This window comes from Streptococcus sp. 2021WUSS109, from assembly GCF_044427305.1.
GTDB lineage: Bacteria > Bacillota > Bacilli > Lactobacillales > Streptococcaceae > Streptococcus > Streptococcus suis.
Genome location: NZ_JAOTGF010000015.1, coordinates 44,255 through 60,225, shown reverse-complemented (window position 1 = coordinate 60,225; position 15,971 = coordinate 44,255). Strand labels below are relative to the sequence as shown.

General features: G+C 42.9%; 12 protein-coding genes. 1 reads left to right on the top strand and 11 read right to left on the bottom strand.

The genetic code is table 11. From position 1 onward, the window contains the following. The 8 genes from ODU37_RS07285 to ODU37_RS07250 form a co-directional block, all read right to left on the bottom strand. On the bottom strand, positions 1-4,584 hold a 4,584-nt coding region (locus ODU37_RS07285), incomplete at its 3' end, for a DUF1542 domain-containing protein (protein ID WP_398580447.1). A 461-nt stretch (positions 4,585-5,045) separates the two neighbouring features. Then, on the bottom strand, positions 5,046-6,068 hold the full coding sequence (locus ODU37_RS07280; RefSeq protein WP_105159732.1) for a YeiH family protein: 1,023 nt from the start codon (positions 6,066-6,068) through the stop codon (positions 5,046-5,048). A gap of 9 nt (positions 6,069-6,077) precedes the next feature. Continuing rightward, a complete protein-coding gene (locus ODU37_RS07275) occupies positions 6,078-6,401 on the bottom strand; it encodes an AzlD domain-containing protein (RefSeq protein ID WP_249562446.1) in 324 nt (107 codons plus the stop codon). Next, positions 6,388-7,089 (bottom strand): AzlC family ABC transporter permease, encoded by a 702-nt coding sequence (locus ODU37_RS07270; RefSeq protein ID WP_105159734.1) that lies wholly within the window; start codon positions 7,087-7,089, stop codon positions 6,388-6,390. Before ODU37_RS07270 ends, ODU37_RS07275 begins: the two co-directional genes overlap by 14 nt. Before the next feature lie 274 nt (positions 7,090-7,363). Then, positions 7,364-9,565, bottom strand: a complete 2,202-nt coding sequence (locus ODU37_RS07265) for an alpha-galactosidase (protein WP_398580446.1) — start codon at positions 9,563-9,565, stop codon at positions 7,364-7,366. A 9-nt stretch (positions 9,566-9,574) separates the two neighbouring features. Next, positions 9,575-10,405 (bottom strand): carbohydrate ABC transporter permease, encoded by an 831-nt coding sequence (locus tag ODU37_RS07260; RefSeq protein ID WP_011921761.1) that lies wholly within the window; start codon positions 10,403-10,405, stop codon positions 9,575-9,577. A gap of 10 nt (positions 10,406-10,415) precedes the next feature. Then, positions 10,416-11,309 carry a carbohydrate ABC transporter permease gene (locus tag ODU37_RS07255; protein ID WP_002939305.1) on the bottom strand — a complete coding sequence of 298 codons (894 nt, stop codon included), beginning with the start codon at positions 11,307-11,309 and terminating at the stop codon, positions 10,416-10,418. Between the two features lie 68 nt (positions 11,310-11,377). Next, complete coding sequence (locus ODU37_RS07250; RefSeq protein ID WP_105139166.1) at positions 11,378-12,652, bottom strand: sugar ABC transporter substrate-binding protein; 1,275 nt, start codon at positions 12,650-12,652, stop codon at positions 11,378-11,380. Positions 12,653-12,866: 214 nt separating this feature from the next. Between ODU37_RS07250 and ODU37_RS07245 the strand changes: the two genes are divergently transcribed. Next, the gene (locus ODU37_RS07245; protein ID WP_024382108.1) at positions 12,867-13,703 is read left to right on the top strand and encodes an AraC family transcriptional regulator; all 837 of its coding nucleotides are present in this window, start codon (positions 12,867-12,869) and stop codon (positions 13,701-13,703) included. Between the two features lie 36 nt (positions 13,704-13,739). On the opposite strand, the gene tsaD is transcribed toward ODU37_RS07245, so the two are convergent. From tsaD to tsaB, 3 genes are read right to left on the bottom strand one after another with little or no spacing between them, the layout of a single operon-like run. After that, positions 13,740-14,747: a tRNA (adenosine(37)-N6)-threonylcarbamoyltransferase complex transferase subunit TsaD gene (gene tsaD / locus ODU37_RS07240; protein ID WP_249562444.1), complete on the bottom strand. Its 1,008-nt coding sequence runs from the start codon at positions 14,745-14,747 to the stop codon at positions 13,740-13,742. Continuing rightward, the gene (rimI, locus tag ODU37_RS07235; protein WP_249562443.1) at positions 14,737-15,177 is read right to left on the bottom strand and encodes a ribosomal protein S18-alanine N-acetyltransferase; all 441 of its coding nucleotides are present in this window, start codon (positions 15,175-15,177) and stop codon (positions 14,737-14,739) included. The genes tsaD and rimI overlap by 11 nt, the downstream gene beginning before the upstream one ends. Continuing rightward, the gene (gene tsaB / locus ODU37_RS07230) at positions 15,174-15,857 is read right to left on the bottom strand and encodes a tRNA (adenosine(37)-N6)-threonylcarbamoyltransferase complex dimerization subunit type 1 TsaB (protein WP_249562442.1); all 684 of its coding nucleotides are present in this window, start codon (positions 15,855-15,857) and stop codon (positions 15,174-15,176) included. Before tsaB ends, rimI begins: the two co-directional genes overlap by 4 nt. Positions 15,858-15,971 lie beyond the last annotated feature (114 nt).

Here is a 15,971-nt window from a genome sequence, read left to right as displayed (position 1 = left end):
CATAGTTGATGTATCGATAGCTTTTTCTGCTTCTGCTTGCTTATCTTCGAGCTTTTTGATTTCATCTGCCAACTTAGCAGCAACGGCACCTTTAGCATCTGCCTTAGCAGTAATCAAATTGATAGCTACTACACCTTTGTCCTCTTCTACTTGAACTGCATCTGGAGTTGATGCTTTATCAATAGCGGCTGTCGCGGCTTGAGCATCGGTATCTATTGCTCTCTTAGCTGATTCCTTCTCTTCTGGAGTCAAGTTTGGATTGGTGTCAATTGCTTTCTTAGCTGATTCTGCTTCTTTGGCAATCTTGTTCTTAGCATCTTTTTGAGCGGCTTTAAGCTCTTCTACATCAATAGCCTTCACTCCATTATCTTCCGCTGTTTGAATGTCTGATAGATTAGTTGCCTTATCAATAGCATCTGTCGCTACCTTAGCTGCTTCCTCTACCGCTTTCTTAGCTACATCTTTCTCTTCTGGAGTTAAGTTTGGACTGGCATCAATCGCAGTCTTAGCTGATTCTGCTTCTTTGTCAATCTTGTTCTTAGCATCTTGTTTCGCTGCGTCAAGAACATCTTTAGCAAGTGCAGCTACACCTTTATCCATTTCTGCCTGAACTGCGTCTGGGGTTGTAGCTTCATTAATTGCAGTTTTAGCCTTGTCAAGATCGTTTTGAACATCTTCAAATGCTTTGTCTACTTGTTCTTTAGTCAAGTTTGGATTGGTTGCAATGGCTGCTTTAGCGGCAACTGCATCTTTCTCAAGCTGGTTTAAGGCATTTTGTTTAGTGGCATCAAGAACATCTTTAGCGATGGCTGCTACTCCCTTATCCTCTTCTTTCTGAACTGCATCTGGGGTTGCAGCTTCATTAACAGCAGCTTTAGCCTTGTCAAGATCGTTTTGAATATCTTCAAGTGCTTTTTCTGATTGTTCTTTAGTCAAGTTTGAATTGTCTGCAACATCTTCTTTAGCTTTAGCCGTATCTTTCTCAAGCTTGTTCAAGGCATCTTGCTTAGCGGCTTTAAGAACTTCTGTTTCGTTTGCTTTGGCTGCTTTATCAATTGCTGCCGTAATGCCGACAGAGTCTTTAGCTTCATCAATTTTTTCAATTGCTGCTTTCTTAGATGCGTCAATAGCATCAAAATATGCTTTTTTCTCTTCGTATGACAAGTTTGGATTATTGTTAATGATTTCCAATGCATCCGTTGATTGATTTTCAACTTCTGCTTTTGCTCGCTCTTTTTCCTTCGTCCAGTCAATAGCTTTTTCGCCTACTGCTTCTGCATTGTCCAAAGCAGCTTCACCATCAGTCTTAGCATTATTGATTTCTGAAACAGTTGTTGCTTTATCAATGTTTTCTTTTGCTTCTGTCGCCTTGGTATCTAAGTTTTTCAAAGCATCTCCAGCAGCGGCAGTGACAGCCTCCCTAGCAACTTCTTTCTGAACATCTGTTAAATAAATGTCATCATTGATTTCAGCAATTGCTTCATCACGTTTTGCTTCAATAGCTTTTTTATTTTCAGCTAATTTCCTGTCAATTTCAGCTTTTGCTTCATTCTGTGTACCTGCTAATTTTGTGGTAGCATTCTTAATAGTGTCTGTCGCACCATCAACATTTTCATCACTATAGTTAACCGATACACTACCATCAGAATTCACTGTGAAAGCTGACTCAGGAAGCGCCTGTAACTTAGCATTATCTGGATTAGCTTCTTTAACTGCATCAATAACTGCTTTCTTTTCAGTAGGTGTCAAGTGTGCTTGGTCAGCGACTGGAATTGGAGTGATTGGTTTCACCTTGTCAACGAAAGTTATTGTAATAGGAGTAACACTTACGTTCTCTTCAGTTGCATTTGGATTTGTAGGATGATCCGCCGCTTTCTTTCCTTTTGGACCAGATGGATAATTATCATCTCCTACACGAAGATAATAGATACCTGTACCAGCGGTTGCTGGAGCTGTTCCTACGATATTTATATTAAATTTAGTCGAATTACCACCTTGGTCATCACTATTTCCAGACGTATCTTTTCCACTATCATCTAGCTTAGAGACCACTGAGGTCACTCCAAGTTTCCCACGTGCAGAAGTTCCTTCAAATCTAACATTATTTTCATAAATATCTAAACGACCATTGATTTTATCTGGATTCAAGTACGCATTATCCATACCAGGAACACTGATAGTATAGTCTTCACCAACAACACGGATATATTCATCTGCAGGTTTTACTGTTGGTGCCTGAGTATCTGTAAACAAGATAGTATAAGTAAAATCGACAGTCTTCGTCTCCGTTCCTTCCATGTAAGAGTAAACAAATCCATAGTCTATGTTACCTGAACCTGTATACTCTACTTTACCACCGTTTTTGGCACGAATAGTCCCCACCGTGCCATCTACACCCACAGACTCCGCTTTCACAAATTCAAGATTACGCTTAGCTAGTTCTGTAGCTACACCGTCTTTAAGATTGAAATTTTCAAGCTTAAAGCTTTCAGGGAGAACTCCCTCTAACTTGACAGTTCCTACATCACCTGTAGAACCAAGCTCTACGATAGCATGAATAGGAACAGGGTTATCCGTGTATTGGTCGACAGTATCTCTGGAAGTATCTTTCAACTTATAAATGCTAACAGGAATCCAGTTATAGATTGTTTGACCGTAATGATTGGTTGTCTTAACTTTGATTTCGTAGTTTCCACCTGCTGGTAGTGTGTTCAGGGTATCATCTGAAAGAGTTTGGACATTGTTAGTACCGGTTAAGCGATAACCTACAATAGTACGTGTATACTCAGTGTCCGGAACAGTGAGCGATTGATTTGTAGAGGAATAACCGCTTGTTGTATCAATTTTCAACTTATTAAAGATATTTGTCGCTGTCAAATCTGACCCTTTTCCAACTATCAAATCTGTATTGTCAGCTCGTTTATCTGTATAAGCAACAACATAGAATGGGTTGCTATATGATACGTTTCCAGCTGGATCTGTCATCTTAATAATGCGTGAATAAAGACCTCCCGGGCTATAAGGAAATTCACCCTTTAGACGTCCTTGGTCATCGAAAAGAAGTTCAGTCGTCTTTTCCTTACCTATGTTTCCAGCATCTGCATTTTGTATATTTTTATCGTAAACCACCGCAGATGGATTACTTGCATCATAAGAAACGATAAAAGATGGAATTTCGTATGTAACCGTTACAGGATCACCTTGTGGGTCTGTGACTGGGAACGATGCTTCTGCATTAGCTGGATTAAAATCTGGTGCTGTAGGGTTGCCTGTAGTAGATTCTGCCTCAGTAGTTCCTGAAACATTACCAAAAACATGGAGAACTTCATATTTTCTGGCATTATCATTCTTAGCGGATAACTCCGTATTTCTACCAATAGTCGGAATAACCGGTGCTTGGTTTGTTATACTTGCATCCAACATCGCCGTCAAGATTCCATCTTTATCGACTTTCAACATTTCAGCTGCGAGGTTTTCGATGCTTGCGCGAACCGTTTTGACTTGCTCACCGAGTTCTTCTTCTGTTTTAGTCTCACTTCCTAAGGTGTCATTGGTTGCAATTTCTTTGGCTTTGTTAGCTGCTGTTGCAAGTTCAGTGTTACCAGCTTGCTCTTTTGCTACTTGGCGTAGTGCCTCGTCCGCAAGCAAGTTTGCTTCTAAAGACAATCGCATCAAGACATCACGGTTTGACAATTGTGACTCTGCAATTTCCTCTTCTTCAGATTTTTTAGTTACTACAAAAGCCAAAACGTTGATTTGTTTTTCAACCAATTGAAGAGTAATTTCAGGCTTGGCTTGTACCAATTCGTAGCCTGCTGGTACGTCTTTAGATACAGAAACAGTTACTTGTGTTTTTGCTGTTTCATCAGTTGTTTTTACAGCTACAAGGTGACCCTTGCTATCAACAACTTGTCTGTCTTCATTGACATACTGTGTGATGTAACTAAGATAAACAGTACGCTCTGCTGGTTTCGCTGATTCTTCTGATGCAGTTGGTGCTACTTCAGCCTCAGCTACTTCTGACGTCACTGGTGTTGGTTGCGTAGCTGTTAAACTTGCTGGCTCAGGAGTTGCTGGCTTAGTCACATCTGATGCTACTGTTGTTGCGTCAGACGGGGCAATCAATGCTGCTGTTTCTGATGTAGCCGACTCAGCTGTCGTAGTTGTTGCTACTGCTTCTGGTGCAATTTTGTCTACTTTAACTGTGAAGATATTGTCTGCTTTTTCAGTAACGGTTACTTCACCTAATCCTGATACAATGGCATAGCCTTCTGGCACAAGGTCAGCAGTCAAGTAATCTGTTGCTGTTGCAATAGTCTCAACTGTATATACTGAAACCATTTTCACTTTCGTTTCAACAACTTTACCTGTTTGATCCTCGATTTTAACTGTGTATGGTATGGATGCTATCCGCTCACTCACTGCAGTTGCCTGCGCTTCTGTCACTGTGTTAGCATGAACAACAGGGCTGTTTGCGATTGCTCCTCCCAAAATAACGTTTGCAATGACTGCCGAAGCTAGACCAAAGCTAAATTTACGAAAAGAAAAACGTTGTTCTTTTCTGAACATATCTTTATAAGACATGATATCCTCCTATATTTTACTGGCGAATGCCATCATTTCTGGTTCCTGTAACACCATGTACAAAAACACACCTCCTGCTTTAAAAACTTAGCAGAAGGATACCCAGTAGATTATTTATTTTAAAGTAGACAGAATATTTTCATCCAGAGTATATAAAATTTCTACTTGAATACCGTCACCATTATACTCCTTATGCCTCAAAGATACAAGAAAAAATCTGTTATTTTTGAGTTTTTTTGAAAAATTTACTGAAAATCTATCATATTTATATAAAGGAAAACAAATATCGTGTAAATAGCCTACTTTAAAAGGCAATTCAATTACATTTTAAACAAACCATAACTAGTTTTGAGTTGTTCAACGGTACCAAAAACCGAGCGACAAAAACCCTGTGGTACTGCGATTTACTTCTCAAAAATTGTTTGAAATAGGAAATAATGTCTTTCCCACTCACATTTCCCTTACCAGATCTCCAAAATCGCTTGCCAGACCAGTGTCAACACAGTCACTCCCAGCCAGCAAACCAGACCAACCATGAGAGCCGCTTTGCCATTTTTCACCAAGGCAAACATATTTGTCCGCAAACCAATCGCCACCATAGCCATACAAATGAAAAATTTAGAGAGGGACTTCAACGGAGCAAACCAATCTGCCCCTATACCAAATCCACCCGCTATCGTTGTGATTAGACTAGCTAAGATAAAATACAAGATAAAGGTCGGAAAACCTGTCAGGAGGGACTTCTTATCTGCCTTGAGACCCTTTCCTCGGGTTTGCCAAATTGCTAAGACTGTTGTAATCGGGATAATGGCTAAAGTTCGTGTTAACTTAACCGTCACTGCTGTATCTAAGGTCTGACTGCCTAGACCATATAAGCTATCCCAGGTCGAAGCCGCTGCTGTCACAGAGGAGGTATCATTGACCGCCGTTCCGGCGAACATCCCAAAGGCCTGACCCGAATCTGTCGAAAACCCAAGCCACGTTGCTAAAGTCGGAAAGACCAAAGCTGCCAAGACATTAAAGAGAAAGATGACCGAGATAGCTTGTGCCACATCCTCATCATCTGCCTGAATAATGGGAGCTGTCGCCGCAATGGCTGACCCTCCACAAATAGAGGTACCAACGCCAATCAAGGTCGCCAGAGGAGATGAAATCGGCAACCATTTCCACATCAAAAATGCCAAAAACAAAGCGAAACTGATGGTTGAAAGAATAATTGGAAGAGACTGACGACCCACTGCCAAGACCGCTGATAAGTTTAATCCAAAACCCAAACAAATCACCGCATACTGCAAAATCTTCTTAGAGGTAAAGGTCAAGCCTGGCTGAAATGCATTTTTACTTGAAAAATAGGGATACAGGCTCATCCCGATTAGAAGGGCAAAAACAGGCCCACCCACAAGTGGAAATAAATGACCTAACCACTGACCCACCAAAGCCAAAAGGAAACAAAGTCCGACACCTTTGGCATTTTCTTTTACCATAAAAACCTCCTAAAATATCAAACGTAACACCGCGGTTGTAACAACACCAACCAAGACTGCTAAAAGGATATTTTTTGTTTTCAAAACCACAAAAAATATCGGAAGAATAGCCAAGCTTTCCACAGGGAGAAAACTTGGCAAGGAGCCAACTTTCTCATCCATAATACTGGAGAGGGTCAATGCAAAAATGATAGTGATTGGCAAAAAGCTGAGGAATTTCACCAACTTTGGGGGGAGAGATTTATTTTGCGTCAGGACAAAAGGTAGGACACGTGGCAACCAAGTCACCAGCGCCGCCATTAGAATAATCAGTAAAATGTTAGTTTTTATCATCAATCATCACCCCCACAAAACAGCCCAAGAGCGTCGCCAGAAGCACCGCCACATAGGACGACACCATCATAGACAGACCGATATAGCCCAGACCGACTGCCAGCAGAATCAAGCCAATTTTTTTCAGCGGAATGGTCCGAACCATAGCCTCTAACTGACCTGCAAAAATACCGACAAACATGGCAACCAAGGCAAAGTCCAATCCAAACTGCTCAGGATTTGGAATGAGACCTCCAATCAGATTACCGAGAGTCGTGAATGTAACCCAAGAGGCGTAGCTTGCAAAATTATTTCCGTACATCCATTCTGGAGTAATGGTATGATGCTCAATCTGCTTACGCAAAAGAACTGCATAGGATTCATCCGTCACAAAGGATCCTATCAAGATATTCGATCCTAAACGATTTCCTTGAAAAATAGTTGTCGCATGCAAGCACATCAGAAAATTACGCAGGTTGACAAAGAAAACGGTTACTGCAATGGATAACAAAGGCGCGCCTGCAAAAATCATGGCACACATGACAAATTGAGCACTCCCGGCATAGATTAATAGGCTCATCAGCCCCATCTCCACAGTAGAAATGCCCGAATTGACCGATACGACTCCGCAGGCTAGACCAATACTGGCATAGCCTAATACAGTGGGAATGGCATCGCGCATCCCTTCACGAAAAGCATATTTCTTCATTCATTATCTCCCTTCCCCTCACTAATTGATTGAAGAATTATTCTCTCATTTTCTCACATTGCAACTCGTTTTTCAAGAATTCTTATATCTAATACTCAATGAAAATCAAAAGTAGCCTAGGAAACGAAGCCGAAGATAGAACTGGAGTTCATCAAGGCAAGTTGATAACGGATAATTTTGATTTTCGAAGGGTATAAGTAGAGGTCTTGCCCTTATTGATGTACTTTCTGCATAAAATAGACCCAGCCGATAGCTGGGCCTAGGGATAGGGATGCTACTGTTGTTTCTGGAGGACCATCAAACAAGAAGTAAAGTCCTTATTGTCTCCAACATGGTCCCCATGTCGAATCGACAAACCTGTATGCATTAATTGGCTACCAGTATAAACTTCTCCATCAAGGTGATAGACCGCTTCCTCTTCCAACACCTGCAAGTACAAGCGTTGATAGGCAAGATTGGCAGTTGTTAACCGACGGTAATAACCCACGATAACTTGCTGACCATCCGAGGATTGGACCTGCCAAGCCGTTATTTCTCCATCGAATGGACTTTTCAGACGAGTGAAAATACCCTGTTGGAAAATCTTACGGTGAGTCTTGTAAAAGGCAATCTGCTCTTTCATCTCTTCCAACTCTTCTTGGCTACACTCAAACAAATCTAACTCATAGCCAAAACTTCCAAAGAATGCAACATTGGCACGTGTGCTTAGTGGAGTAGCACGCCCCAACTGCTGATTCGGACTAGCTGACACATGACAACCCATGCTATTTAGAGGATATACCATGCTCGTTCCATATTGGATTTTCAAGCGTTCCATGGCGTCCGTATCATCACTGACCCAGGTTTGCGGTGCATAGTAGAGCATTCCCGGGTCAAATCTAGCTCCACCACTTGAACAAGATTCAAACAGAACCGTCGGAAAAGCCGCTATCAGGCTATCATATAAACGGTAGAGATTGAGAATATAGCGATGGAAGGTCTCACCTTGCCGCTCTGCCTCCCGTGTACATGTAAAGACCTCTGTCATATAGCGATTCATATCCCACTTGATATAGTCAATATCATGCTCAGCCAACAGCCGGTGGAGTTGGTCATGAATATTTTGATAAACATCCTCCCTCGACAAATCCAAAGTATATTGGTGGCGTCCGTGCGATTGACTATGCTGAGGATGATGGAAAATCCAATCTGGATGCGCTCGGTATAAATCACTGTCTTTATTGACCATTTCTGGTTCAATCCAAAGTCCAAATTTCATTCCCATAGCATGAACTTGGTCAATAATCCCTGTTAAGCCACTTGGTAATTTCTCTCGGTTGACCGTCCAATCTCCCAAGCCTGCTCGGTCATGGTTTCGCTTGCCAAACCAACCATCATCCATGACAAAGAGTTCAACACCAAGACCTGCAGCCTCTTTGGCCAAGGAAAGAATTTTTTCCTCATCAAAATCAAAACTCATGGCTTCCCAGTTATTCAAGAGAACAGGCCGTTCTCTATCACGCCAATAGCCACGCACCAGATGTTTTTGGAAGAGGCGGTGATAGGTTTGGCTCATGCCATTCAAACCATGCTCGCTATAAACCATAACGACCTCAGGCGTCTGGAACTCTTCTCCCTTATCTAATGTCCAAGAAAAACGTTCAGGATGGATTCCCATACTCACTCTCGTCTTTTGGAAAGAACTCACATCCACCTGCGCCAAAAAGTTTCCGCTATAGACGAGCGAGAAGCCCAGTACTTCTCCCTGATGCTCATCCGCATTTGGTCGTTTCAAAGCCATGAAGGGATTGTGCTCCGCACTACTAGCCCCTTTGAGACTGTAAATAGACTGACAACCTTGATGAAGAGGCGATAATTGCAGATGCCGCTCGCGTCCCCAAGCTCCATCCAAATGCAACCACTCATAGTCCATATCAGGCAGACAAAGTGTCATACTCAAGGCACGGTTCAAACAGACAGATTTTTCTCCGAGTTGTTCAAAACGAGCAGAGCGAGTCACCGCTGGATAATCTCGAAAAATCGTATAAGACAAGACCAGGCGGGTCTGCGACTCTTCATCCAACAAATAAATATCCAAACTATCTGCCTGTCCCTCCTCATCCAGATAGAGATGAGGAAGACCCTTTAAAGCCGATCGCCCAGCATAAATCGCATGACCTTGATAAACAAAATGCGATAGGCTACTGCCATCCTTCTGCACCAACTCAAAAGTCGGAGAAAAATAGTCCGTTGTACCATAACAAGCAAATTCAGGATTGGCATATTGGAGTGAGAAGAAACGGTCATCGTCTTCTACAAAGGAAGTCAAAGCACGATACTCATCTTCACGCACATACTGATAGGAAGCTGTTTCTGTTACACGCTTTCCATAATACAAACTACCAATATGACCATTAGGCAAGACCGTCAACACATAGCTAATAAACTCATTGTAAAGATGGAATTCCTTTGTCTTTTCATGAAAGATAATTCCCATTGTAGCCTCCTATAATTTTCCACCAGATGTCGCAATCCCTTGGATAAACTGTTTCTGGAATATCACATAAAGTACCAACATCGGCCAAATAGCCAAAACACTTGCAGCCATGAGCTGAGGATAGTTAACAGCGTAAGCTCCCTGGATCTTAGAAAGTGCGCTAGACAGGGTAGCCTTGTCCGCTTCTGAGTTGATAATCAATGGCCACAGCAAATCCTTGAAAGCAAACAAAGCCGTAAAAATCGCTAAGGCAATCAAGCCAGACTTGGCCAAAGGCAACATGACCTTAAAGAAGGTCTGCCCAATATTACAACCATCCAATTTTGCAGATTCCTCCAATTCTTTTGGAAGACCCATGAAAAATTGACGGAGCAAGAATGTACCAAAGGCACTGACAATTCCTGGGAATACCAGAGCAAAAATCGTATTGCGCATACCAAGTTGGTCAATCATCAAATACTGAGGAATGACGAATAACTGAGGTGGCACCATCATTTGAAAGAGGACCAGACCAAACAAGAAATTCCGCCCAGGAAACTCCAGTCGAGCAAAGGCATAAGCTGCCATAGCTGAAAACATAACCGAGCTAAAGATACGCCATAACATCATCAAAATGGTGTTCAGATAGAGTATCGGAAAATTATTAGTCCGAATAGCCTCCGTATAATTGCTCACCATCCAGTTACTTGGTAAAAAGTGGAAAGGATTCATCTGAGTGGATTCGGTTACAGTTTTAAAAGACGTCAACACCATCCAAACAAATGGGATCAGCATGCCCATTGCCACTAAAATCAAGAAGGCATGCATCCAGATTGTTGATTTAAAAGCTGATTGTTTCACATGAACCTCCTTAACGGTAATGCACCCATTTTTTCTGTACCTTCATCTGAACGAAAGTAATGACAAGAATAATTAATAACAACAACATGACGATGGTGGAGCCATAGCCCTTATCCGAATATTTAAAGGAATTATTGTAAAACAGATAAACCAGAGATACTGTCTTATCATAGGCAGGACTACGAACATCCTCCATCATATAGATAACATCAAAGACTTGCATGGATTGAATGACACTGGTTACCACAACAAAGAACAGGGTTGGTGAAACCAAGGGCAGGGTAATGGAGAAAAATTGCTTGGCCGGACTAGCTCCATCAATGCGAGCTGCCTCATAAAAATCCGTTGGAATTTCTTGCAAACCAGCTAAAATTAAAATCATACTATAACCAACCGTACTCCAAATTCCAATCAAAGCGATTGAGTATAGAGCAATCTTTGGATCTTCAATCCAGTTCACAGCACCCAGTCCCAAACGACGCAAGATATAGTTAATCAAGCCGAAGTCCGTATTGTAGAGCCATTTCCAAACCATGGTCACTGCGGCTGGTGCTGCCACCATAGGCAAGAAAAAAATGGTTCGATAAATATGCTTACCTTTAATCTTAGAATTAAGCAAAACTGCAAGCAACATGGCCAAGGCAACGGTAGCCGGAACAACTAGAATCGTATATTTCAAGGTATTCCATGTCGCCTGCCACACTTGCGCATCCCCTAACATGCGTTGGTAATTTGCCAAGCCGACAAAGATGTCACCTTTGCCGAAATCTCCACTCTTATGAAAACTCATCTTCATGGTTTGGAAAATAGGAATAATATTGAGCACGATTAATCCAATAATGGTCGGTGCTACCATTCCCCATCCCCAAATTGCCTCATTTAAACTTCCTTTTTTTCGGAACATCTTATCCCCATCCTTCTTCATTTTAATAAGAAGGTCCGGGGAAGAATCAACTTCCCAAGACCTCCTACCTATTTTTCAGTTGCTAATTCAGCATTCATCATATCAGCTGTTTCTTTGGCAGCTTCTTCAGTTGCTTTTTCTCCAAGATAAGCAGGTTTCAATAGCTCATAAGCCTTATCTTCCCACTTGATGGTTGTTTGTGAATATGGACGAATCTGCGCATAATCCACCATGTCAACATAATTCTTGATAGTAAAGTTTTTGTTTGAATCTACCCAAGTATCTGCCGCGCCTTTATAAGCCGAGATTGCCACACCAAGTGTTGCCTGCATTTCTTGTGCCTCTTTTGAGCTGAGGTATTCAACCCATTTCCAAGCAGCATCTGGATGTTTAGTGGTAGCAGCAATGGCATGACCCAATCCATTAAAGATGGTTGCACGAGTTCCATCTGGCCCTTTTGGCAAGACAGCTACATCAGCATTTTCACGAATGTAGTCATTAGCAGTGAAACCAGATAAATTCCAAGAACCGAAGACGCTCATAGCCACTTGACCGTTTTGGAATGCTTCGGCCCGCTCTTTATCTACTGTAATAGCCGGTGAAATTTTTTCTTTGACAAAGCTAAAGTAGTAATCCAAAGCCTCAATGGTCTTAGGATCAGCATAGCCTGATTTCAAATCATCAGTAATGACCTTACCACCATTTTGATAGATAAAGTTGTAGTAACCCTCTTGGTTACTCAAACCAGCACCGAAACCATATTGACTACCATCTGGCTTGGTCAATTTCTTCGCTACTTCTTTCAACTTATTCCAATCCCAAGTATCGTCTGGGTATGGAATACCTGCTTCGTCAAATAATTTTTTATTGTACCAAAGACCGATTGTATCGAAATCTTTTGGAATAGCGTACTGCTTACCATTTATATTGTAGATTTCATTCAAACCATCTGGGAAATTGGCTAGTTTAGCATCCTCACTCTTGGCTAAATATTCATCCAATGGCAATAGCATTTTATTGGAACCATAGCGATAAATCTCATTTGAATGCATCCAGAAGGTATCAGGCAATGAACCACCTGTCGCACCAGCTTCTAACATGGTCCAGTAGGAATCCCAGTCCGATACTTGAATATTAATTTTAATATCTGGATTCTTTTTCTCAAACTCATCCGCAATCTTTCTCAAACCAGGCTCTTGACCAGAATCCCAAATAGCATAGGATATTTCTGTCTTTCCTGAACTACTTCCTTCCGTAGTTTTGCTAGACTCAGTCGAAGTAGAACACGCTGCCAGCAGGCCTGCAGCCGCAAGCAAGGTAACATAGCGACCAATTTTCTTCATGATAATACTCCTTTTCTTTTGTCGAATACGTCGACGAACTTTGTTATTTCTACTACAACTATAACATGTAAGCGCTTTATAATCAAATAGGAATATTTGACATATTCCATATGATTTTGGGATATTTTTTAATTTTTTCAAATAAAATGTCACATTTACATATAAATATGCTATACTAATTGTAAGCCTTTACACTTTTGGTATGGAGAATACGATGAAAATACAACCTGAATTTTACGTCTTTAATAACCGATCCTATGTAGATTTTTACCCCATCCAATTTGGCATGGAAGCCTGTAAGCCACTTCACTCATTCGGCCCAACTATGAAACAACACTACCTGTTTCACTACATCATCTCTGGTTCAGGTACTTTTTACGATACCTCCGACCAACGTGAATACCACCTGACCGCAGGACAGGGCTTCCTTATCTCCCCAGAAGCCATCTGTAGCTACGAAGCAGACGAAAAGGACCCCTGGACCTATATCTGGCTTGAGTTTGACGGTCTGAAAACTGAGCATTTTCTCAGACAAGCAGGACTCTCAAAAGAACAACCTATCTTTTCACAACGAGAAATGCCCACCTCTAGCCCTGTCTACCATGAAATGAAACAAATTCTCGCGCTCCATCACCAAAAAAGTGCTCTAGTTCTCGGACACCTTTACCTCTTTATCTCCTGCCTCATTGACTGTTCGCTAACCAAAACAAGTAGCAAACACGATGAAAACAAGGAATTTTATATACGAGAAGCCATCAACTTCGTAGAACGAAATTATGAGAAAGCTATATCCGTAGATGATTTGGCACAAGTATGCAACCTCAATCGCCACTACTTCAGTCGACTATTCAAGGAGCAAATGAACATCTCACCTCAACAATTTATCATCCAATACCGACTCAGCGAAGCCTGCGAACTCTTAAAAAACACCACTAAGACACTACAGGAAATTGCTGAAGAAATCGGCTACTCCAACCAATTCAATTTTTCAACTGCTTTTAAAAGGCATTACCAAATTTCTCCAAATCGCTGGCGAAAAATCCACAAATAAACCTCTTACGCATCCTTGACGTAAGAGGTTTTTATTCTACAAATTCTCAAAAGCCAGACTCGGTTTGGCATTCAAATCCCAACCAGCAAAGTTTTCCTTGTTGTATTCGCTAACGGCTGCCAAGGCAATCATACCAGCATTGTCACCGCAGAGGCGAAGCGGGGGAATGATGACCTCCACATCGGTGATTTCAGCCGCCAACCGCTCCCGCAAGCCCTGATTGGCTGCTACACCGCCCGCTACGACCAAGGTCTTAACAGGGTATTTCTCCAAGGCCTTCTTGGTCTTAGCCATGAGAATGTCCATAACACAGGCTTGGAAAGAAGCTGACAGGTCCGCATTGGACAAGGTTTCCCCTTTCTGCTGGGCATTGTGGTAGAGGTTGATAAAGGCGGATTTCAAACCTGAAAAAGAAAACTCCAGATTATCTTCCTTTATCATAGCCCGAGGGAAGTCATAAATGTCTTTCCCCTCATGTGCCAACTCATCGATGACACGACCAGCTGGATAGGGCAGACCCATGACCCGACCCACCTTATCGTAGGCCTCGCCGACCGCATCATCTCGCGTTTCACCGACAATCTTGTAGTCGCCCGCCTCTGACACATAGACCAACTCCGTATGCCCACCGCTGACCAAAAGAGCCAAAAGTGGAAACTCCAACTCCTTGACCGCACGTGCCGCCATCAAGTGCCCTGCCATGTGGTTGACAGGAATGAGTGGCAAGCCATTAGCCCAAGCAAAGGCCTTGGCAGCCGAAATCCCGACTAGCAAGGCACCGACCAAGCCAGGCCCATAGGTCACAGCCACCGCCGTCAAGTCCTCTGCCGTCACTTTCGCCTCCAACAAGGCCTCCTCGATACAGGCCGTAATCACTTCCACATGGTGACGGCTGGCCACCTCGGGCACCACCCCACCAAACCGCTGGTGGCTGGCAATCTGGCTGGCAATGACATTGGACAAAAGCTCCGCCTCATTCCGCAAAACAGCCACCGAGGTCTCGTCACAGGAGGTCTCGATCGCCAAAATCAATCTATCTTTCATCACGTTCTCTCTTCATTATCACCGCGTCCTCGACAGGATTACGGTAGTAGTCTTTTCGTTTTCCTATTTTGGTAAAATGCTGGCGTGTATAGAGGGCCTGAGCTGCGCTATTGGACTCCCTCACTTCGAGGAAGATGTCTCCATCCCAGCCCATCACAGCAGCCATCAGCTGACTGGCGATTCCCAACCTCTGAAAATCAGCCCTGACATCAATCTGCAAGATTTCCATCTCATCCAACACCGTCTGCACAGCCAAAAAACCGACTAGCTCCTGACCCTCATAGGCCAGATAATAATCCTCATCCTGACTAGCCATACTGGAGGCAATCTGTTCCAAGGTCCATGGAGACTGCTCATAAACCGACTGCATAACTGCCAAAACAGCCTCTGCCAGATTTTCCTGACCGTCGTAGTGTTTAATCTCTATCATACACGCTTGATATAACTTTCTGAGCCAGCTTGGTTGTCCTTGAGCCAGTTTTCCTCTGCCTCTACTCGTTTGAGATAGTTGGGCTCAAAGCTGGTGACATCTACTGCTGGCAAGTCTTGACCAATCACCGCCAGCTGATAGGCAGACGGCAGACTGGTTTGATACTGGGCAGTCGGCAGAGCTTGCTCGATTTGCTCCATGAAGTTTTCTACTTCTCCGACAAAGGTGATGTTTTCCTTGCCAGACAGGCTAGAAAGTAAGTCTTCGAAAGACCAGTAGCGGTCTGCCTCGACTGCTCTGCCATTTTCATAAACACCTGCATAGACGCAGTTACGGCGGGCATCAATGAGGGGCACCACCAGACCCGTCAGGCTAGGCGGAACCAGGGACTGAAGACTGGATAGCCCCACCAAGTTGATTTTGAGGGTATAGGCTAGGGTCTTGGCAGTCGCCACCGCCACACGAAGCCCCGTGTAGGAGCCAGGTCCCTGAGCGACCACAACCCGATCCAGGTCTTTTGGTGTCCAGCCCACCTGTGCCACCAAAAAATCGACCACAGGCATGAGGCTGATACTATGATTTTTCTTGACGGCCAGCAGGGTTTCCGCCTGCAAACAACCGTCCTCCACCAAGGCAACCGATAGGGCCTGGTTGGAGCTATCTAAAGCTAGGATTTTCATCTTCTCCTCTTTCCTTATACTCAATGAAAATCAAAATCAGACTAGCTCCAAAGGTTTGGGGAACCTTTGGAGGTTGGAGATAGGCGAACGTAGTTCGTTTCTACTTATGCAGAT

Bases quoted from the DNA above. Each gene is read 5' to 3' on its own strand.
- ODU37_RS07280 (WP_105159732.1), bottom strand. From the start codon at position 6,068: ATGGTAAAAGAAAATGCCAAAGGTGTCGGACTTTGTTTCCTTTTGGCT.
- ODU37_RS07275 (WP_249562446.1), bottom strand. From the start codon at position 6,401: ATGATAAAAACTAACATTTTACTGATTATTCTAATGGCGGCGCTGGTG.
- ODU37_RS07270 (WP_105159734.1), bottom strand. From the start codon at position 7,089: ATGAAGAAATATGCTTTTCGTGAAGGGATGCGCGATGCCATTCCCACT.
- ODU37_RS07265 (WP_398580446.1), bottom strand. From the start codon at position 9,565: ATGGGAATTATCTTTCATGAAAAGACAAAGGAATTCCATCTTTACAAT.
- ODU37_RS07255 (WP_002939305.1), bottom strand. From the start codon at position 11,309: ATGTTCCGAAAAAAAGGAAGTTTAAATGAGGCAATTTGGGGATGGGGA.
- ODU37_RS07250 (WP_105139166.1), bottom strand. From the start codon at position 12,652: ATGAAGAAAATTGGTCGCTATGTTACCTTGCTTGCGGCTGCAGGCCTG.
- ODU37_RS07245 (WP_024382108.1), top strand. From the start codon at position 12,867: ATGAAAATACAACCTGAATTTTACGTCTTTAATAACCGATCCTATGTA.
- tsaD (WP_249562444.1), bottom strand. From the start codon at position 14,747: ATGAAAGATAGATTGATTTTGGCGATCGAGACCTCCTGTGACGAGACC.
- rimI (WP_249562443.1), bottom strand. From the start codon at position 15,177: ATGATAGAGATTAAACACTACGACGGTCAGGAAAATCTGGCAGAGGCT.
- tsaB (WP_249562442.1), bottom strand. From the start codon at position 15,857: ATGAAAATCCTAGCTTTAGATAGCTCCAACCAGGCCCTATCGGTTGCC.